The organism is Nostoc sp., assembly GCF_036918245.1.
In the GTDB taxonomy this organism is placed as follows: Bacteria; Cyanobacteriota; Cyanobacteriia; order Cyanobacteriales; family Nostocaceae; genus Nostoc.
The window spans coordinates 16,184-37,511 of the sequence record NZ_JBALEF010000084.1 but is presented as its reverse complement, the minus strand read 5'-3'; the positions used below and the strand labels follow the sequence as shown (position 1 = coordinate 37,511).

The 21,328-nt window shown below is 43.5% G+C and carries 15 protein-coding genes and 1 other RNA gene; 8 read left to right on the top strand and 8 right to left on the bottom strand.

Annotation, left to right across the window (positions count from 1 at the left end; translation table 11 throughout):
* The first annotated feature begins 2 nt into the window (after window positions 1-2).
* Both V7L12_RS23905 and bchH read left to right on the top strand, forming a co-directional pair.
* Window positions 3-608 (top strand): hypothetical protein, encoded by a 606-nt coding sequence (locus V7L12_RS23905; RefSeq protein ID WP_335088109.1) that lies wholly within the window; start codon window positions 3-5, stop codon window positions 606-608.
* Window positions 609-692: 84 nt separating this feature from the next.
* Complete coding sequence (gene bchH, locus V7L12_RS23900) at window positions 693-4,400, top strand: magnesium chelatase subunit H (protein ID WP_335088108.1); 3,708 nt, start codon at window positions 693-695, stop codon at window positions 4,398-4,400.
* 208 nt (window positions 4,401-4,608) lie between these two features.
* Here the strand turns inward: bchH and V7L12_RS23895 are convergent, their stop codons facing one another.
* The gene (locus tag V7L12_RS23895; protein WP_335088106.1) at window positions 4,609-5,430 is read right to left on the bottom strand and encodes a glycosyltransferase; all 822 of its coding nucleotides are present in this window, start codon (window positions 5,428-5,430) and stop codon (window positions 4,609-4,611) included.
* A 467-nt stretch (window positions 5,431-5,897) separates the two neighbouring features.
* On the opposite strand from V7L12_RS23895, the gene V7L12_RS23890 reads away from it, so the two are divergent.
* The 3 genes from V7L12_RS23890 (at window position 5,898) to V7L12_RS23880 (ending at window position 13,659) form a co-directional block, all read left to right on the top strand.
* Window positions 5,898-6,209 carry a hypothetical protein gene (locus V7L12_RS23890; RefSeq protein WP_335088105.1) on the top strand — a complete coding sequence of 104 codons (312 nt, stop codon included), beginning with the start codon at window positions 5,898-5,900 and terminating at the stop codon, window positions 6,207-6,209.
* 102 nt (window positions 6,210-6,311) lie between these two features.
* Window positions 6,312-6,683 carry a hypothetical protein gene (locus tag V7L12_RS23885; RefSeq protein WP_335088103.1) on the top strand — a complete coding sequence of 124 codons (372 nt, stop codon included), beginning with the start codon at window positions 6,312-6,314 and terminating at the stop codon, window positions 6,681-6,683.
* A 289-nt stretch (window positions 6,684-6,972) separates the two neighbouring features.
* The gene (locus V7L12_RS23880; protein ID WP_335088101.1) at window positions 6,973-13,659 is read left to right on the top strand and encodes a HAMP domain-containing protein; all 6,687 of its coding nucleotides are present in this window, start codon (window positions 6,973-6,975) and stop codon (window positions 13,657-13,659) included.
* Here the strand turns inward: V7L12_RS23880 and V7L12_RS23875 are convergent.
* Window positions 13,648-15,315: a serine/threonine protein kinase gene (locus V7L12_RS23875; RefSeq protein WP_335088099.1), complete on the bottom strand. Its 1,668-nt coding sequence runs from the start codon at window positions 15,313-15,315 to the stop codon at window positions 13,648-13,650. The genes V7L12_RS23880 and V7L12_RS23875 overlap by 12 nt on opposite strands.
* A gap of 181 nt (window positions 15,316-15,496) precedes the next feature.
* On the opposite strand from V7L12_RS23875, the gene V7L12_RS23870 reads away from it, so the two are divergent.
* The 3 genes from V7L12_RS23870 (at window position 15,497) to pstS (ending at window position 18,945) form a co-directional block, all read left to right on the top strand.
* Complete coding sequence (locus tag V7L12_RS23870; RefSeq protein ID WP_335088097.1) at window positions 15,497-16,237, top strand: cytochrome c biogenesis protein CcdA; 741 nt, start codon at window positions 15,497-15,499, stop codon at window positions 16,235-16,237.
* Between the two features lie 30 nt (window positions 16,238-16,267).
* Entirely contained in the window at window positions 16,268-17,665 is a 1,398-nt protein-coding gene (locus V7L12_RS23865; protein ID WP_335088095.1) for a cytochrome c biogenesis protein, read from the top strand.
* 200 nt (window positions 17,666-17,865) lie between these two features.
* Window positions 17,866-18,945 carry a phosphate ABC transporter substrate-binding protein PstS gene (gene pstS, locus V7L12_RS23860; protein WP_335088093.1) on the top strand — a complete coding sequence of 360 codons (1,080 nt, stop codon included), beginning with the start codon at window positions 17,866-17,868 and terminating at the stop codon, window positions 18,943-18,945.
* A gap of 33 nt (window positions 18,946-18,978) precedes the next feature.
* On the opposite strand, the gene queF is transcribed toward pstS, so the two are convergent.
* From queF to V7L12_RS23830, 6 genes are all read right to left on the bottom strand, one after another.
* Complete coding sequence (gene queF, locus V7L12_RS23855; RefSeq protein ID WP_335088091.1) at window positions 18,979-19,392, bottom strand: preQ(1) synthase; 414 nt, start codon at window positions 19,390-19,392, stop codon at window positions 18,979-18,981.
* A 65-nt stretch (window positions 19,393-19,457) separates the two neighbouring features.
* Window positions 19,458-19,859, bottom strand: coding sequence for a hypothetical protein (locus tag V7L12_RS23850; protein ID WP_335088089.1), 402 nt, complete (start codon window positions 19,857-19,859; stop codon window positions 19,458-19,460).
* A 159-nt stretch (window positions 19,860-20,018) separates the two neighbouring features.
* On the bottom strand, window positions 20,019-20,402 hold the full coding sequence (locus V7L12_RS23845) for a phasin family protein (RefSeq protein ID WP_335088087.1): 384 nt from the start codon (window positions 20,400-20,402) through the stop codon (window positions 20,019-20,021).
* Window positions 20,403-20,427: 25 nt separating this feature from the next.
* Window positions 20,428-20,524, bottom strand: an RNA gene (gene ffs, locus V7L12_RS23840) — signal recognition particle sRNA small type.
* Window positions 20,525-20,561: 37 nt separating this feature from the next.
* Window positions 20,562-20,828 (bottom strand): YciI family protein, encoded by a 267-nt coding sequence (locus V7L12_RS23835; protein WP_335088086.1) that lies wholly within the window; start codon window positions 20,826-20,828, stop codon window positions 20,562-20,564.
* A 130-nt stretch (window positions 20,829-20,958) separates the two neighbouring features.
* Window positions 20,959-21,294, bottom strand: coding sequence for a KGK domain-containing protein (locus tag V7L12_RS23830; RefSeq protein ID WP_335088084.1), 336 nt, complete (start codon window positions 21,292-21,294; stop codon window positions 20,959-20,961).
* Window positions 21,295-21,328 lie beyond the last annotated feature (34 nt).

Sequence of the window (21,328 nt, the reverse complement as noted above, 5' to 3'; positions counted from 1 at the left end):
GTATGAAAAACCTAGTCACCTTTATCACGTTTTTCCCTCTACTTCTGGGATTTATTCTAGCTGCCGTCTGGTGGACTAGAGATGAAAAAAATTTAGAACCAATACTAACAGGTCTGGGATTATTAGCAACAATTACCGGGATTTTTGGCGAACGATGGGCATCAGCTAACGAAAAGAGGATAGAATTTCTGCGGGCCTTACTGAATGAGTGCAAATCAAATGAGGTAATTCTATCTGATAGCCGCTTCAACCCCAACTCGCATAAGCCGGGACGACCAATAGTCTTTCCACGATTAATTATATCAGTAACGGAAACCGCCATTGCATCTGATGTCTTTGCAGAACGTCAAGATAGAGAGTTGTTTTCGCTTTTACATCAATGGCGGCATACTGCCAATGAGTTTAATCGGAGATTAGATATTACCGAGTTGCGTACATTCACAAACCTGTCACCACAAGAAATTCGTTCGCTATATGAAGCGCTACAGGAATCGAAAGAGTTCAGTGATGCACTTAATTTGACTCAACACATTACAACTTTTTTGAAATCAAAATATCCCAAAGGCAGTGGTGATAGTGAATTCCTAACTCCTTCAAGGCACTACTGACCGGAATCTGTGGGTAGATATTTAACAATCAGCCTGAAAGCACGTTTAAAATTTAAGTAAAGAAATATTTCGTAGCTTACAGGCATGAAACGCATCGTCTTGATTGCTGGGTTTGAATCATTCAACGCTGACTTGTACAGAAAAGCAGCCTTTTTGGCTAACTCTCGCTGTCCTGAGTTGGATATTCGGGTATTTAGCGATCGCGATCTTACTAGCATTCGCACTGAGGTAGAAGTAGCACTTCATGATGCTGATGTGTTTTTCGGTAGCCTACTATTTGATTATGACCAGGTTGTGTGGTTGCGCGATCGCATTTCCCAAATTCCCATCCGTCTGGTGTTTGAGTCAGCCTTGGAATTGATGAGTTTAACCAAGTTGGGTGACTTTGCCATTGGTGACAAACCCAAAGGAATGCCCAAACCAGTTAAATTCATCCTCGACAAATTTAGCAACGGACGCGAAGAAGACAAACTTGCTGGTTATATCAGCTTCTTAAAAATTGGCCCCAAACTACTGAAATATGTGCCAGTGCAAAAAGTCCAAGACTTACGCAACTGGTTAATTATCTATGGTTACTGGAATGCTGGTGGCCCAGAAAACGTCGCTTCATTATTCTGGACACTAGCAGAAAAATACTTAGGTTTAAAAGTCGGCGACATTCCCCCGCTAATTGAAACCCCCAACATCGGATTACTCCATCCTGACTATCAAGGGTTTTTTGAATCGCCCCGTGAGTATTTAGAATGGTATAAAACCTCTTGTAGAGACGCGATTAATCGCGTCTCCCCAGTTGTAGGAATTCTCCTCTACCGAAAACACGTCATCACCAAACAACCCTACATTCCCCAACTGATTCGCAGTTTTGAAAAAGCTGGGTTAATTCCTTTACCCATCTTTATCAACGGCGTAGAAGGACATGTGGCGGTACGAGATTTAATGACAACCGACTATGAAATTCAGCAACGACAACTAGGTAATATAGAGATTCCCTCACTTTCTAGTGAAGCAGTAAAAGTAGATGCGATCGTTTCGACAATTGGCTTTCCTCTAGTGGGTGGCCCGGCTGGTTCAATGGAAGCAGGGCGTCAAATAGAAGTAGCAAAACGCATCCTCACTGCCAAAAATGTACCTTATATTGTTGCAGCACCACTATTAATTCAAGATATTTCCTCGTGGACGCGCCAAGGTATCGGCGGATTGCAAAGTGTAGTGTTGTACGCATTACCAGAATTGGATGGGGCTATTGATACTGTTCCCCTTGGTGGTTTGGTGGGTGAAAATATTTATCTGGTTCCCGAACGGGTGCAGCGATTAATTGGTAGGGTGAAAAGTTGGGTAGCTTTGCGGCAAAAACTTGCATCGGAACGCAAGATTGCCATTATATTATATGGGTTTCCTCCTGGTTATGGTGCTGTGGGCACAGCTGCATTATTAAATGTGCCACGTAGTTTGTTGAAGTTTCTCCACGCACTTAAAGAACAAGGCTACACCGTCGGAGATTTGCCAGAAGATGGGGAAGAATTGATTCGCTGGGTGAAAGAAGCGGATGAAACTTTTGGTGATACAAAAAATATTCCTGCGTCCGTTAGCACCCGTACTCTAGAAAAATGGCTGGGATATCTGCAAACCTCCCGCATCGAAAAACAATGGAAATCTCTGACGGGAACTGGAATTAAAACTTATGGCGACGAATTCCAAATTGGCGGTGTGCAATTAGGCAATGTCTGGATAGGTGTACAACCACCTTTGGGGATACAAGGCGACCCGATGCGTTTAATGTTTGAACGAGATTTAACGCCCCATCCGCAATATGCTGCTTATTATAAATGGTTGCAAAATGAGTTTCAAGCTGATGCTTTAGTTCACTTTGGAATGCATGGGACTGTTGAATGGTTGCCTGGTTCGCCGTTGGGTAATACGGGTTATTCTTGGTCGGATATTCTGTTAGGAAATTTGCCTAATCTATATATATATGCAGCGAATAATCCGTCTGAGTCGATGTTGGCAAAACGTCGCGGTTATGGTGTATTGATTTCTCATAATGTACCGCCTTATGGTCGTGCAGGTTTGTATAAGGAATTGGTGGCGTTGCGGGATTTGATTGCGGAGTATCGTGAAGATCCGCAAAAGAATTATGTTTTGAAGGAAGGGATTTGTAAAAAAATTGTGGATTCTGGGTTGGATGCAGATTGTCCGTTTGCGGGTGCGAAGAAGTTGGGGATTGCGTTTACTCCAGAAAATGTTCGGATGTTTAGCACTCATGCTTTTGATGATTATTTGGTGGAGTTGTATGAATATTTGCAAGTTTTAGAAAATCGGTTGTTTTCTTCTGGGTTGCATACTTTGGGGGAAGCACCGAATGAGGAGGAGTTAGGGTCGTATTTGGAGGCTTATTTTGGAGAGGAAGAGGAAGAAAACGAACCGCATTCGCAAAGCGTCTCGCAGAGAAGACGCAAAGGACGCAAAGAAGAAAGAGAAGAAGAAGAAAGATTAATAAGGGATTTGTTGATGCAATCTACGGATGAGTTAACGAATTTGTTAAGGGGGTTAAATGGGGAATATATTCCGCCTGCGCCTGGGGGGGATTTGTTAAGGGATGGGGCTGGTGTTTTGCCTACGGGGAGAAATATTCATGCTTTAGATCCTTATCGGATGCCTTCACCTGCGGCGTATGAACGGGGACGAGAAATTGCTCAAAAAATTATCGCCCAGCATTTGGATGAATATGGGAAATATCCTGAAACGGTGGCGGTGATGTTATGGGGATTGGATGCGATTAAAACTAAGGGTGAATCTCTGGGGATTTTGTTGGAGTTGGTGGGGGCTGAACCAGTTAAGGAAGGAACTGGCAGAATTGTTCGTTATGAGTTGAAGCCGTTGGCGGAGGTTGGACATCCTCGCATTGATGTGTTGGGTAATTTGTCTGGGATTTTTCGGGATAGTTTTGTAAATATCATCGAATTGTTGGATGATTTATTTCAACGGGCGGCTGATGCTGATGAATCGGAAGATGAGAATTTTATTAGAAGACATGCTTTAGCTTTAAAAGCCCAAGGTGTGGAAAATGCATCCGCGAGATTGTTTTCTAATCCGGCGGGTGATTTTGGTTCTTTGGTGAATGATAGAGTTGTGGATGGTAACTGGGAATCTGGTGAGGAGTTGGGGAATACTTGGCAAAGTCGCAACGTTTTTAGCTACGGGAGAGAAGATAAAGGTCAAGCTAGACCGGAAGTGTTGAACACGTTGTTGAAAACTAGCGATCGCATTGTTCAAGAAATCGATTCGGTTGAATATGGTTTAACTGATATTCAAGAATATTACGCCAATACCGGCGGTTTAAAAAGGGCAGCAGAAAAACAACGCGGTAAGAAGGTTACAACTAGCTTTGTGGAAAGTTTCTCGAAAGATACTACACCCCGCAATTTAGATGATTTGCTCAGAATGGAGTATCGCACTAAGTTGGTAAATCCTAAATGGGCGCAAGCGATGGTGAATCAAGGTTCTGGTGGTGCTTTTGAAATTTCCCAACGGATGACGGCGTTGATTGGTTGGGGTGGTACTGCCGATTTTACCGATGATTGGGTTTATGACCAAGCGGCTGATACTTATGCGTTAGATGCAGAGATGGCGGATAAATTACGCAAGGCAAATCCTGAAGCTTTTCGGAATATTTTAGGGAGAATGTTGGAGGCGCATGGGCGTGGTTTCTGGGAAGCTGATAGTGAGAAGTTAGATAAATTGCGCCAGTTGTATGAGTTGACAGATGAGGAATTAGAAGGGGTCGTTGTTTAATTCAATATAAGTACTGAATTAATATTGAAACTGTCTAAATAGGATAGGTAAACACATTTACATGCAGAATACTTACCTCAAAATCATAGTATTATATATTACACGCAACTCTTGTTACTCTAGGTCTTCACCTTGGATAGCTTATGAATTCAGCTACCAACGAATCGCACTTCCACATCCCGTGAAAAGTCAGGTATTTTCTCATGCTTCAATTAGAATTGCTATATAAATACTGGCGTTTAAGTCGCTCATATAAACAGGTTGTATTATAAGTTGCATTTTTATCTAAATTATTTTGCCGCCAAACCTCATTCCATAGGTGTACTGCATAGCTATTCTTTGTAATCATACCCGATTTGGTATCAGGTATAATTATTGGTTTTATCCAATCCTTTGCTAATTCAAAAGCCTTTTGAAATGTTAGTAATTCTTGATTGTAAACTATCTTATTTACAGCCCTCCATGTTATTGGACAAAATATCTCATGACCAACAACATGCTGTTGATAATTTAATTCAGAAACTGCTTTTTGAATTAGGACTGGGCCAGTATCCGCAAATTTAAGAGTATTTGGCTCAGCTTTGTCACTGACTTCAACAAGATAAGCAGCCAAATAACTATCTTTAGGTATTTTGAGAACACAATTATTAGCAGCTTCTCCCTGTTGCCGTTCATAACTTGAAGCAATTACATACTCTGATTCAAAATTAAATGGTTTTAGACATACAATGTCTGTATCTACCCACCAACCCCCCTTAATTTTCAGCAGGTGATACCTGAAAAGATCCGCAAATCCTGCATAACTTCCTTTCCCCCATCCTACTGAGTAAGTAAAAATCCTTTTTGCTGGCAAAATTTCATTACCATTTTTAACAGTCGTACCTTCTGGGATATTCTTAACATCGTCATAAATATATAAGTGATACTCATGCCCATTTGACAAAAAAGAGTTAATAGATAACTGCTCCATTAAAGATAGTTCATTTCCTAACCATAAGCTCTGTATTATTCGATTTGCTGCTTGTATCATGTCTATTTACGCTTGTAATTAAAGATAAAATTGAGTTATATGCTTCCAGCCGTAGCGGAAATACTAGGGCTTGGGGTCTGCGTCGTAATGATGCAAGACTGCTTTGGAATTGATAAATTCTTGTTGGAGTTTACACTAGTAAGGAGTGCAAAACTCAGAAAGCTCATTCTATAAAGCATAAAAATTAAGGCGTTGGTTCCTGGAAACATCTTAGAGGATGTTTGAAAAGTCTAAGAGCGTGTGTTTCACTACCCTAGCTACCGAGAAACTGCTACGAGAGAATCTGGGTTTTGGGTTTTGCGATCCGGCGCACATGCGAAGCCTGCGGGCATCGCGCCCCTGAGTCGTAGTAATGACATACTTATAAATTTTCCCACTTACCTACTTACAGCTATTTTCAACTAAATAGATCACGCACTCTTGGGCACAGCAATGCTGTGCCCCTACAACAGATGTGGTTCAAATACATGAAAACTGCTGTAATTGTATCGACTGACAATGCGATTGTTTCGACTGACAATGCGATTGTATTGACTGACAATGCCATTGCTTCGACTGACAATGCCATTGCATCGGCTGACAATGCGATTGTTTTGACTAACAATGCCATTGCATTGACCAACAATGCCATTGCATTGACCAACAATGCGATCGCATCAACTCACAATGCCATTGTATCGACTAACAATGCGATCGCATCAACTCACAATGCCATTGTATCGACTAACAATGCGATCGCATCGACTGACAATACTATTGCATCGACTTGCAAAAATTAACCCACGTTTCCTTAACTTTGTTCTATCTAAAAATATCATTTACTGTTAGTTTTTTTGTTGTAATGGGCACATTAAACTTATCCATTACAACAGTATGCATATATGCCTACTCAAGATAAAACCCGCCGTTTGCCCTCTCAATCAATTAGTCAAGATATTACTTCATTACACGGTTTGCAAACTGTCAGTACCTATGATACAACCCGTGCTGATGCCTCTGTAGGAAACTTACTGCAAGCTTATCAGGATATGTTGACGCAGCAACAAGCCGAAACCGAAAAACTAACTTTATACCGTGCTGCTACCGATTCTGCACGATTAGCAGAATGGGAATTTCACAATGCTGTATTAGCCATGAAAGAAGTAATCCGCGGACAATATGGATCAGATAGCGACGAAGCCCAAGCGGTTGGACTAAAGAAAAAATCAGAGCGCAAGCGTCCTTCCCGCAAAAAGTCAGTTGCGATGGCGTAACCGCCCGCCCGAATGCAAGTTAATCAACAATAATAAAAAAGACGCAGTAAACCCGCCTAAAGCGCTGGTTCACTGCGTCTTTTTTTGGTAACAACAAGCTCTACTAGCAGAGATACTACACAAACCCCATAGCAAACTCCCCTCCTGCCCTCTACCCCCTTGCCTTTCCCCCGTTATCATTAGAAGTTAGTATGCATTACGGGTGCAAACCGGAATATAGAGTCACGAATTGCTTTGATAAAACCTCTTTTAAACACGAAAACCCAGAAAATTCTTTAGAGATAAGGCTATGGCAACCGAACAGTTAACTAGAGACAGCGACAATCTAGATTTAAATCAGCTACTAAGAACGCTGAATGCTGTTAAACAGGGTGACTTCTCGGCTCGGATGCCCATAGACCATACTGGTGTGGCGGGGAAAATAGCTGATACGCTCAATGATATTATTGACCAGAATGAGCGGATGGCGGCAGAGTTACAACGGATTGGCAATGTTGTCGGCAAAGAAGGCAAAATTGCCGAACGCGCCTCTTTAGGAGATGTTCGTGGTTCATGGTCAGATTGTGTTACTTCTGTCAATAGTCTGATTACAGATTTAGTCCAACCAACAGCTGAAACTACTCGGGTAATTCGGTCAGTTGCCAATGGTGACTTATCGCAAACGATCGCCACAGAAATTGACGGCAGACCTTTGCAAGGTGAGTTTCTCCAAACTGCTAATATCGTCAACACAATGGTGGATCGACTCGGTTCTTTTGCTAGTGAAGTGATCCGGGTTGCGCGTGAGGTGGGAACTGAAGGTAAGTTGGGTGTTCAAGCCGAAGTGCAAGGTGTTGCTGGCACTTGGAAAGATTTGACTGATAGCGTTAACTTGATGGCAGGTAATCTCACCGGACAAGTTCGCAACATTGCCGAAGTTGCCACTGCGATCGCTAACGGTGACTTATCGAAAAAAATCACTGTGAATGTGAAAGGCGAAATTCTAGAACTCAAAAACACCGTCAACACGATGGTGGATCAGCTTAATTCTTTTGCATCGGAAGTGACAAGAGTTGCGCGTGAGGTGGGAACTGAAGGTAAGTTGGGTGTGCAAGCCGAAGTTAAAGGAGTCGCAGGGACTTGGAAGGATCTCACTGATAACGTTAACTTAATGGCAGGGAATCTTACTGCCCAAGTCCGTAACATTGCAGAAGTGACAACGGCGGTAGCAAATGGCGACCTTTCTAAGAAAATCACTGTCGATGTCAAAGGCGAAATTTTAGAGTTGAAAAACACCGTCAACATTATGGTGGATCAACTTAATTCCTTTGCATCAGAAGTAACAAGGGTTGCGCGTGAGGTGGGTGCAGAAGGCAAATTGGGCGGTCAAGCAGAAGTTCGCGGGGTAGCGGGTACTTGGAAAGACCTTACCGATAGTGTGAATTTCATGGCGGGAAGCTTGACGGCACAAGTGCGGAATATTGCGGAAGTTACCACGGCTGTAGCGAATGGCGACTTATCTAAGAAAATTACTGTGGATGTCAAAGGCGAAATACTGGAGTTGAAAAACACGATCAACACGATGGTGGTTCAGCTTAATTCCTTTGCATCGGAAGTAACAAGAGTTGCGCGTGAGGTGGGAACTGAAGGAAAATTGGGCGTGCAAGCGCAAGTGCAAGGAGTAGCGGGTACTTGGAAAGATTTAACTGACAACGTTAACTTAATGGCAGGTAATCTCACCGGACAGGTGCGAAATATTGCCGAAGTTGCCACTGCGATCGCAAATGGCGATCTATCTAAAAAAATTACCGTCGATGTCAGAGGTGAAATTCTAGAACTGAAGAATACCATCAATATAATGGTGGATCAACTCAGTTCCTTTGTAAGTGAAGTGACGCGGGTTGCTCGTGAGGTGGGCAGTGAAGGTAAACTGGGTGTGCAAGCAGATGTTAAGGGTGTCGCTGGCACTTGGAAAGATTTGACCGACAGTGTAAACTTCATGGCGGGAAGTTTAACGGCACAGGTGCGAAACATTGCGGAAGTGACTACTGCCGTTGCAACAGGCGACTTATCCAAGAAAATCACCGTCGATGTCAAAGGTGAAATTCTGGAACTCAAAAACACCATCAACACAATGGTGGATCAACTCAATTCCTTTGCATCAGAAGTAACAAGGGTTGCGCGGGAGGTGGGAAGCGAGGGTAAACTGGGCGTGCAAGCAGAAGTGCGCGGCGTGGCTGGCACTTGGAAAGATTTAACTGACAGCGTGAATTTCATGGCGGGAAGTTTAACGGCGCAGGTGCGGAATATTGCCGAAGTAACTACCGCCGTTGCAACAGGCGACCTTTCTAAGAAAATCACTGTCGATGTTAAAGGTGAAATGCTGGAGTTGAAAAATACCATTAATACAATGGTGGATCAACTCAGTTCCTTTGCTAGTGAAGTGACGCGAGTCGCCCGTGAAGTGGGAACTGAAGGTAAATTGGGTGTGCAAGCCGAAGTTAGAGGAGTGGCAGGTACTTGGAAAGACTTGACCGACAACGTAAATTTAATGGCGGGGAACCTCACTGACCAAGTGCGAAACATTGCCGAAGTTGCAACTGCGATCGCCAATGGTGACTTATCTAAGAAAATTACTGTTGCTGTCAAAGGCGAAATTCTGGAACTGAAGAATACCATCAATATAATGGTGGATCAACTCAATTCCTTTGCAAGTGAAGTCACAAGGGTGGCGCGTGAGGTGGGAAGTGAGGGTAAACTGGGTGTGCAAGCAGATGTGCGCGGTGTGGCTGGCACTTGGAAAGATTTAACTGATAGCGTGAACTTCATGGCGGGAAGTTTAACCGCACAGGTGCGAAACATTGCCGCCGTCACCACTGCTGTAGCTAATGGCGACTTATCTAAAAAAATCTCCGTTGATGTCAAAGGTGAAATTTTAGAGTTGAAGAACACCGTCAACACGATGGTAGATCAACTTAATTCCTTTGCAAGTGAAGTTACAAGAGTTGCCCGTGAGGTGGGAACTGAAGGGAAGCTGGGTGTACAAGCGGAAGTTAAAGGTGTCGCCGGCACTTGGAAAGATTTGACCGACAGTGTAAACTTCATGGCGGGAAGTTTGACGGCGCAAGTGCGAAACATTGCTGAAGTTACCACAGCTGTAGCGAAGGGCGACCTCTCCAAGAAAATCACTGTCGATGTTAAAGGCGAAATTCTAGAACTTAAAAACACCATCAACACAATGGTGGATCAGCTAAATTCCTTTGCATCAGAAGTTACAAGGGTTGCCCGTGAGGTGGGAACCGAAGGTAAATTGGGCGTGCAAGCTTACGTCAGAGGAGTTGCAGGTACTTGGAAAGATTTAACAGACAACGTTAACTCAATGGCGGGGAACTTAACGGCTCAAGTTCGCAACATCGCGGAAGTTACAAAAGCAGTAGCTAATGGCGACTTATCCAAGAAAATTACTGTCGATGCCAAAGGCGAAATTTTAGACTTGAAGAATACCACCAATACAATGGTTGATCAACTCAGTTCCTTTGCAAGTGAAGTAACGCGGGTGGCGCGGGAAGTGGGAACTGAAGGGAAGTTGGGCGGACAAGCACAAGTCAAAGGTGTTGCAGGGACTTGGAAAGATTTAACAGACAACGTTAACTCAATGGCGGGGAACTTAACGGCCCAAGTGCGCGGTATTGCCAGAGTTGTAACGGCGGTTGCTAACGGTGACTTGAAACGCAAACTGATGTTAGATGCCAAGGGAGAAATTGAAACTTTGGCAGAGACAATCAACGAAATGATTGATACCCTAGCGACGTTTGCCAATCAAGTAACCACAGTGGCGCGGGAAGTGGGAATTGAAGGGAAGTTAGGCGGACAAGCGAAAGTACCTGGGGCGGCTGGGACTTGGAAAGATTTGACAGATAATGTCAACGAACTCGCTGCGACACTTACCACCCAGTTGCGATCGCTGGCAGAAGTTGCTACAGCTGTCACTAAGGGTGATTTAACTCGTTCAATTGCCGTCGAAGCACTAGGTGAAGTTGCCATCCTCAAAGACAACATCAACCAGATGATTGCCAACCTGCGGGAGACAACGCAGAAAAATACCGAACAAGACTGGTTGAAAACTAATTTAGCCAAGTTTACCCGGATGCTCCAAGGGCAGCGAGACTTGGAAACTGTATCTAAACTAATTCTCTCAGAACTAGCACCCTTGGTAGGAGCGCAACATGGTGTATTCTTCCTGATGGAGTATGGGGAAAATACACAGTATTTGAAACTAATCAGTAGCTACGCTTACCGCGAACGCAGACATCTAGCTAACCGCTTTCACTTGGGTGAAGGCTTGGTGGGACAATGCGCTTTGGAAAAAGAGCGAATACTGCTGACGGAAGTACCAAGTGATTATGTCAGAATTGCCTCTGGTTTAGGGGAAGCAACTCCACTCAATGCCGTAGTGTTACCTGTACTTTTTGAAGGACAGGTGACAGCAGTCATAGAATTAGCTTCCTTCCGCCGCTTTAGCGAAATTCATTTGACATTCTTCGACCAACTTACCGAAAGTATAGCGATCGTCCTCAACACGATCGCAGCATCGATGCGAACTGAAGAATTACTTAAACAATCGCAATCTTTGGCTGAAGAACTCCAAACCCAGCAAAGCGAACTCCGGGAAACCAACCAGCGCTTAGAACAACAAGCGCAATCACTCAAAACCTCTGAGGATTTACTCAAAGGACAGCAAGAGGAACTGCAACAAACCAACGCCGAATTAGAAGAAAAGGCAGAGTTGATGGCGATGCAGAAGAAAGAAGTCGAGCGCAAAAATCGGGAAATTGAACAAGCAAGACTCTCTTTAGAAGACAAGGCTGAACAACTCGCCCTTTCTTCAAAATACAAATCAGAATTTCTCGCCAATATGTCTCATGAACTGCGGACACCGCTAAACAGCTTGTTAATTTTGGCGAAATTGTTGACAGATAATATCGATCGCAACCTTACTAGCAAACAAGTCGAATACAGCCAGACAATTTACTCAGCAGGTACTGATTTGTTGACGTTAATCAATGACATTCTGGATCTCGCTAAAATTGAATCTGGAACCATGTCCATTGACATGACCCAAATACCATTAGCAGAGTTGGGTGAGCAGATTGAGCGTACCTTCCGACAAATCGCTCAGAGTAAAGGACTTGCCTTCGCTATTGAATTTACTGCCGAATTGCCAAACAGCATTTATACAGATGTTAAACGCTTACAACAAGTGTTGAAAAATCTGCTCTCCAACGCTTTTAAATTTACAGAGCAAGGGGAGGTGCGCTTACGGATTGCGGTGCCCAAGCTAGGATGGAGCAACGACAACGAAACCTTAAATCGTGCCCAAGTTGTGATTGCTTTCTCAGTCAGCGATACAGGCATTGGCATTGCCCCCGAAAAACAGAAAGTGATTTTTGAAGCATTCCAGCAAGCTGATGGCTCTACCAGTCGGAGATACGGCGGTACCGGATTGGGCTTATCAATTAGCCGCGAAATCGCCCGTCTCTTCGGTGGCGAAATTAAACTCATCAGTCAACCCGGTGAAGGTAGCACTTTTACATTCTATCTACCACAATTGAGTCCTGAGTCACGAGTGCTGAGTCCTGAGTTGATATCGACACAATCCAGTACTCCCTACTTTGGACTCCCCACTCCCCACTCCTCACTCCTCACTCCTGACTCAGCACTGGCTCAACGCCCCGCTACCGCTAACAGCACTCAGCACGGGCTAAACCTTAGCTATCCGCTAACAGCACTGATTAATGACGATCGCACTACTATTGAAAGAGGCGATCGCGTCTTACTAATTGTCGAAGATGACGTTAATTTTGCGCGTATCCTTTTAGATATGGCGCAACAGCAAGGATTCAAGGTGATAGCTGCCCAAACAGGTAGTACAGGTTTGATGCTAGCGCAGCAATTCCTACCTTCAGCCATTTTGCTAGATATTCGGTTGCCAGAAATGGATGGTTGGACGGTATTGGATCGTCTCAAACATGACCCAAATACCCGTCACATCCCCGTACATATCATGACTGTTGAAGAAGGAAAACAGCGCGGTTTACAACTAGGTGCGATCGCATATCTGCAAAAACCTTTAACCAGCGAGACAATATCTGAGGCGTTGACCAAAATTAAAGGTTTTGTTGAGCGCCAGGTGAAAAATTTATTGGTAGTCGAAGACGACGACACTCAACGGCTGAGTATTGTTGAGTTGATTGGTAACAGCGATGTTTCGACCACTGCTGTGGCTGATGGTGCAGCTGCTCTAGAAGCTATTCGTACCCAGCATTTTGATTGCCTTGTCCTCGATTTAGGGCTACCTGACATGACCGGGTTTGAACTAATCGAGCAGATAAAGCTTCTACCTAACGGCAAAACTTTACCAATTATTGTCTATACAGGTAGAGAAATTAGCAAAGCTCAAGAAACAGAACTCAGACGGATTGCCGAGACAATCATTATTAAAGATGTGCGATCGCCCGAACGTCTCCTCGATGAAACAGCATTATTTTTACACCGAGTCCAAGCAAATTTACCTGAACCGAAGCGACAAATACTCGAACAGCTGCATTCACAAGACTACTTGCTCACTGGTAAAACAGCGCTAATTGTAGACGACGATATGCGTAATATCTTCGCCCTTACCAGTATGCTAGAGCGTTATCAAATCCAGGTTTTATATGCTGAAAATGGTAGAGAGGGGATTACCATGTTAGAAAATACACCAGATATTGATGTCGTTTTGATGGACGTAATGATGCCAGAAATGGATGGTTACGAAACAACACGCACGATCCGCCAAAACGATCGATTTAAATCTTTGCCGATTATTGCACTGACTGCTAAAGCCATGCAAGGCGATCGCGAGAAGTGTATTGAAGCCGGCGCATCAGACTACATTACTAAACCCGTAGATACTGAGCAATTGCTGTCGCTGTTGCGTGTTTGGCTATATCGTTAATGACGCGATCGCCTTCACCAATTCTTCTGGATCTACAGGTTTGGAAATATGCTGTTGAAATCCGACAGCGATCGCTTGAGCGCATTGTTGAGCAACAGCCAAAATAAATGCTTGATCTTCTCCACTCAGTTGTTGAGGCTGAGTAAATCCCAAACTTATACCGCCAACTGCCCAACCATCTACCATCAAAGGAATAGAAATCCAGGCATTAAAATCATATTGAGCGTAAATTTCTGCTAAATGTGGGTAATCAGCTACCCGATTTTCTGTTGATTCAGCCCAAATAGGTTTCCCAGTTCGCACAGCTTCTGCTAGTGGAGAGGGTGAATCGATGGCAAAAATACGCCAAGCGTCTATCAAATCCTGCTTATAGCCAACCGCCCGCACAATTTCCAGTTCAGTTTTACTCTCATTCACCAAGGCAACAAGGGCAGAACTGGCTCCCAAGGCAGTCATGCTCTGCTCTACAATCACATCAGATACTTGGGCTGGTGTCAGGGATTCTGAAAGCGCAGCCGTGATGGATTGAAGACGGGCAATGCGCTCCAATGCTCGTTCTGCCGTTTTTTGTGCTTGCTGCGCTTCTTGGTAAAGGCGGGCATTATCAATGGCGATCGCAGATCGATGGGCAACATCTTTCACTAGAGAAGATTTACCAACCCCAGCATAGCCAGAAACTAACACTAGTTCTGGTTTTCCTTGACTAACAACTCGTTCAAATGCTTGTAAAAGCTTGGCAATCTCTGGCTCTCGCCCATACAATTTTTGAGGAATTTGAAAGCGCTCTGAGATATCTTGTTCACCCAAAACAAAGGATTGGATTTGTCCAGTTATCTCCAATTGTTTTAAGCACCTTTCCAGATCAAATTGTAAACCTAAAGCGCTCTGATACCTCTGTTCTGCAACCTTCGACAGCAATTTGATGATGATGTCACAGAGCATTTGGGGAATATCAGAGTTTAGCTTTTTCGGGGATGGTGGAGATTTGGCAATATGACAATGCACCCATTCTAAGGGGTCTTTGCCTTGAAATGGTAGCTGACCTGTTAGCATCTCATAAAAGGTGATTCCTAGAGAATACAAATCGCTGCGATGGTCAATTCCTCGATTCATTTGCCCGGTTTGCTCAGGTGATAAATAAGGTAGACTGCCTTCAATTCGACTGGAACTGCTAACTATTTGCTGCTGGTATGGAATGAAAGCAGCAATTCCAAAATCGGCGATTTTGACCTGACTAGTTTCGAGGTTAATTAAGATATTTTGCGGCTTAATATCCTTGTGGACAATATGATGAGTGTGAATTTGTGCGAGTTTGCTAGTAATTTCAATCGCAATCTTCAGAAACGGCACAGGCTGTTGAAATTGGTCTAGAAACTGGTCGAGCGATCGCGCCTGAAAATCCTCCATAATTAAATAAGGGATTCCCTGATGCATCTCTAAGGCGTAGACAATGAGGGCGGCGGCGATATTTAACCTTTGGGCGATCGCATACTCATGTTTGAGTTGTTCAATATTATTGGGCGTACACTGTTCTGGACGTAGCCCTTTGATAATTACCGGACACCGATCCTTAACCTTAATTCCACGGTATATGACTGCTTTTACCCCTGCTTTTAACAAACTGACAATCTGAAATCCGGGTAATGCAATCATCATGCCAAATACTCCAGCCGTCCTTCTTCAGGGATAATCCGAGCTTAATTGTATTTTAAATACATTTCTTTGGGCAGATGAAATTTAGATGATATCAGGTTCGGATAATCACTTCTGCTGACTCAAAAACCAAAACTAAGCTACAATTCAAGCAGAGTAAGCATTTCCCGCTCAGAAACTCCCCATGTTTGATAACCTGCAAACCCAAATTTACCAACTAGAACAATTTGCCAACAGCCTCGTTTCTAACCAACTGACACACCTAAGCGTGGTGAGTATTGGTATCATCTTTGCAGCTGGTTTGCTCACCAGTCTCACACCCTGTATGCTTTCCATGCTGCCAATTACCATTGGTTACATCGGCGGTTATGAAGCTAAAAGCCGCTTGCAAGCAGCTGCCCAATCAACTTGGTTTGCTTTAGGATTAGCAACTACATTGGCAGGATTAGGTATTGTAGCAGGTTTTATCGGAAAAGTCTACGGTCAAGTAGGAATTGGTTTGCCGATTATCGTCAGCATTATCGCCATTCTCATGGGGCTGAACTTATTAGAAGCACTGCCTCTGCAATTTCCATCCTTGGGTGAAACGAATTGGATTTCGCCAGATTTACCAGCAGGGTTGCGTTCCTATTTGCTGGGGCTGACTTTTGGTTTAGTCGCATCCCCTTGTAGCACACCTGTTTTAGCTAGTTTGTTGGGTTGGATTGCCAATACACAAGACTTAATTTTAGGTGCTGTTTTGCTACTTTCTTATACAGCCGGTTATGTAGCGCCATTGATTTTGGCGGGTACTTTTACAGCTTCAATTAAAAAATTACTAGAATTGCGTCGCTGGTCTGGTTGGATTAACCCAGTTAGTGGGGCGCTGTTGGTAGGATTCGGTGTGTTTTCCTTAATTTCTCGGATTCCGCTCGGTAGTTTTTAATATCAATACCTTTGTTATATTTTACACATAATGACTTTAGAAGATTCGGCGTCCAAAGAATTAAAATGGTGGGCGATACCTGGGCAGTTCTTACGCCAAGAGCTTTTGCCTATACTGACCAACTTACGACTAGCGATCGCACTACTGCTATTGATTGCCATCTTTAGCTCCACCGGTACTGTAATCGAGCAAGGTCAATCACCCGCATTTTACCAAGCCAACTACCCAGAACATCCAGCTTTATTTGGTTTCTTAACTTGGAAGGTAATTCAAGTAGTTGGATTAGACCACGTATATCGTACCTGGTGGTTTCTAGCATTACTCATCTTATTTGGCACTAGCTTAACTGCTTGTTCATTTACCCGTCAGTTACCAGCCTTAAAAGCTGCCCAGCGCTGGAAATATTACGAAGAACCCCGACAATTTCAAAAGTTAGCTTTAAGTACAGAACTAGATACTGGTTCCCTGAATTCTCTCAGCGAAATATTACACAAACACCGCTATAAAATTTTTCCAAATCAAGAAAAAGAAAATCTCCTTTACGCCCGCAAAGGAATAGTTGGACGCATCGGCCCAATTATCGTTCATATTGGCATCGTCGCTATTCTGCTAGGGGGAATTTGGGGGGCGATGACTGGGTTTCTCGCTCAGGAAATGGTTGCTAGTGGCGATACATTTCAAGTGAGAAATATTGTCGATGCTGGCCCAATAGCCGCAAAAATCCCAAAAGATTGGTCTGTGCGCGTCAATCGTTTTTGGATTGATTACACTCCATCTGGCGGCATTAATCAATTTTATTCAGATATGTCTGTCTTGAATAATCAGGGAAAAGAAATTGACCACAAGAAGATTTTTGTCAACGAGCCTCTGCGCTATCATGGCATAACTTTCTATCAAACTGATTGGGGAATTGCAGGTGTTCGCGTCCAATTTAACAACAGCCCGATTTTTCAGCTACCGATGGCGCAATTGAACACCAACGGTAACGGGCGCATTTGGGGAACGTGGGTGCCAACGAAACCAGATTTGAGTGAGGGTGTCTCCCTGTTAGCGAAAGACTTGCAAGGGATGGTATTAATTTATGATGCCACTGGCAAACTTGTTGATACAGTCCGCGCGGGGATGTTCACCGAAGTTAATGGCGTGAAGCTGAAAATTTTGGATGTCATTGGTAGCACAGGTTTACAAATTAAAGCCGATCCAGGCATACCAATTGTTTACACAGGGTTTGGCTTGCTCATGCTGGGTGTGGTGATGAGTTACTTTTCCCACTCACAAATCTGGGCATTGCAAAAAGGCGATCGCTTGTATGTAGGTGGCAAAACTAATCGTGCCCAAGTTGCTTTTGAACAAGAGGTTTTGGAGATTTTAGATCGGCTGAGTTCACAGCCAAAAGGTGAAGAGAAAGAGACGGCGATTGAAGTTTAAACGCAAAGGGGCGCAAAGGAAATCGCAGAGGTACGCAGAGGATTACTTTGCGTACCTTTGCGTTAACCTCTGTGTCCCTACCCTGCGGGAAGGCGAAGTGCCTATGCGTTTCAAAGTTATTTACAATTAATTACGCTCACACAGCCACAAATTGGAAAACTACTAGAGGTATTTGTTAAACATTGGAACAAAAGATTTCTATGTCTGCTAAACTTCAATCTCAGGGACGGGTTTGCCTTCTACCTTTAATCGCTATCTTGTTGAGTATTGCTTCTTGCACTGCCGAGCAGAAAAACATAAAGCGTGTTTCCCTTGTTGGAACTGGGGCAAGTTTTCCCGCACCTTTGTATGAGCGTTGGCTTTCAGATTACAACCAGCAAAATCCCAATGTAGAAATTAACTATCAAGCTATAGGAAGTAGTGCTGGAGTGCAACAACTTATTGATGGTACTGTGGATTTTGCAGCTAGTGATGTAGGAATTACAAGTGAACAAGCAGCCAAGATAAAACGGGGAGTAATTGCTTTGCCAATAACTGCTGGTTCTATTGTGCTAGCTTATAATCTCAAATCAGTTGCACAGCAGTCGTCTCAAGTCAATGTGCCAACTGTTCTAAGGCTACCACGCCAAGTTTACGTAGATATCTTTCTCGGAAAAATTAAGAATTGGAATCACCCTAGAATAGCCGCAGCTAATCCAGGAGTAAGTTTGCCCAATTTACCAATTCAAGTTGTACACCGAACTGATGGTAGTGGAACTACGAGCGTGTTAACGCAACACCTAAGCACCATAAGTCCAGAATGGAAAAGCAAAGTTGGGGCTGGTAAATCTGTAGCATGGCCAGTAGGAATTGGTGGAAAGGGTAACGAAGGTGTTACCGCCCTGATTCAACAGATACCAGGAGCTATTAGCTATGTAGAATACATTTACGCCAAACAAAATAAGCTTCCTGTGGCTGCTTTAGAAAATAAATCTGGTAATTATATTACACCAACACCAAAATCTGTAGCACAAACTCTAGAAACAGTGAAATTACCAGATGATAACTTGATTGCTTTTATCACCGATCCTACAGATGCCCAGTCTTATCCTATCGTCACTTACAGCTGGCTTTTAACTTATCACCAATATCCCAACCGAGTCAAAGCTCAAGCGCTGAAAAATTTTGTGAATTGGGCTGTGATTGACGGGCAAAAATCCAGTTTGGAACTTGGATATATTCCTTTATCAAAAAAAGTTGTGCTTCAAGTGCAATCTGCCGTGAAGAAAATTGCTGAATGAAGCCAATGCCATCTGCGCTCATCAATGATAATGTTACTTTTGGTGACGCACTTCAACCACAGTATGTACATTCCCACGAGGCGTGAAATCTGCTTTCACAGTGACTTCCAACGGATCGCAAGCAGCCACAAAATCATCTAAAATTTGATTGGCAGATTCTTCATGGGAAATGTAGCGATCGCGGTAACTATTAATATAAAGTTTGAGCGCCTTCAATTCTACTACCCGTTCATCAGGGACATAGCTAACATAAATTGTCGCAAAGTCAGGATAACCGGAAAACGGACATTTACAAGTAAATTCCGGCAAAGTAATGTTAATGTCATATCGCCTGCCCAGACGCGGATTCGGAAAGGTAATTAGTTTACCTTCTGCAATGTCGCGTTCGCCATACTTCATTTCTTGGTTTGCCTGGGATGCACTTTCAGATAATTTATCAGTTGTCATTTGTCATTTGTCATTGGTTATTTTAACGGTCTTTACGTCCTTTTAGTAATTTTATAACTCCCCACTCAATACTCTTCCTTCTCCCAGTCTGGACAATTCTCATCTTCACAACCGTGGGGATGCATAGCACAAACTAACAAATTACCACCATAAACTTGACCGTGGTAGTGACTACAACCGATACAGGCAGGATTTTTTTCAGATGTGGGTTCAACTGCATAAGGAAAACCCGGATCGACATCTGCTACAATGTCTTCCAGTTCCCAGTAAGCTTCCAACATCGGTTCAGCGAAATCCTGTAGATACTGATCGACTTCAGTAACAATATTATTATGTACTTGCTCGCTGACTTCTTCCGTTAGCTCAAAAAATGCGTCTACCACTTCACTCATTCCGAGGAAGAAGCGCTCTACTTCATCAGCCACTGTTTCGACGATTTCTACTAAATCTTTTTGCCACTGTTCCATAAACTTGACACCTTTGCAGGCTATAAACAGGACGCTTTGTGTTATCTGGCTTGAAGCACTAAAATACACACTAGGCAATGTATCTTATCAAGTTTTTATCCGAAGTGTCATGTCAAAATGCCACTTATTACTGATATTTTGCTCAAACAATGCTTTTTATTAGTCCCGTTGCAATCGTTTTAACTCGTCTTGCAGGTTTAGCACTTCTTGGCGTAATTTATCTACATTCTCATCATTTGACGCCTCTTTGACCGTTGGCTCTTCATCGTCCTCTAAAATTTCAATGCGGCGAGGTTGAGAAGGGGGCGTTTTCTCAGAGGTTTCACCAGATGCTTGGGCTTGTTGGGCTTGTTTCATCATGTCCTCAACGAAGCGGCGGGCTTCTTCTGTGTTCATTTCGCCCTTTGCCACCATTTCATCTGCCAGTTTTTGGACTTGCGATCGCACTTCGGCTAATTTTCCCCCTGCTTTCTCACCTGCGTAAGAAGCTAATCCAACTCCGAGGTAAAAAGCTTTTTGAACAATATCTCCAAAACCAGGCATTGTTGCTAACCGCTCCTAAAAATAGGGCGACCCGGAGACTAAGCCTACCACAAGCCTCCCGTGTTGCTGCTACCTTCCGGTTCTGACAAGATTTGGGTGTTGCGATCGCATAGATCCAGGTCTTCTATAAACATAACATGAAAATTCAGTAAGTGTGTGTTATTCCATAACAATTCGCCATTCATAAAGCTGATAGTTGACGCAGCCGTGTTTCACCAAGGGGTCATCAGCCACAATCACTTCCGCTTCCTCCTTTGAGGCTGCCTCAAACAGCAACATCCCGCCTCTATGCTCCGCCCAATAGCCTGTTCGTGCTTTGTGTCCTTTAGCAATCAAGTCCTGAATGTAGGCTTTGTGGGCAGGTACATATTGGTCAAAGGTAGGTTTATCGACTTTGCCTTCTTCAATTTTTACAAACCACGGCATTAGCTTCTTAACTCCAGTTACAATAGACAGCCTGCTTTAGTTATGACTATTTTTGAGTAGCAATATACACGAACTACAGCGATTTACTGAAGATTTCACTAAAACAGCAGAAGCGACGCATCTGTGACTATTAGACCTCTAAGTGCGATCGTAGATCATCCAGTGGAGATGCCGAGTTCGTGGGAATCAGTGGTTTTGTTGGTGTGGGCTTGTCAGGAACAAATTCAAAGCAAATTCGGATTTTACCTTTCTGCCAACCGCCACCCTGAGCCAGTAAAAGCTTACAGTTCACACCATCTTCAAACCAATCTGAAGCCTTTTCCTCTTCTAAGTGGCTGCTCCTATGCACCAAATACTTCACACGTTCCATCAATTCTTCACCTGTTGATGTTGAAGCCTCAGTTAAGTTAGCATCTTGAGCCATAGAAACAACATCCTCATCAGACAGAAAAATTTGATCGCTCATTTAGTTTTCTCTTTCGGTAAACAACATGGCGGAT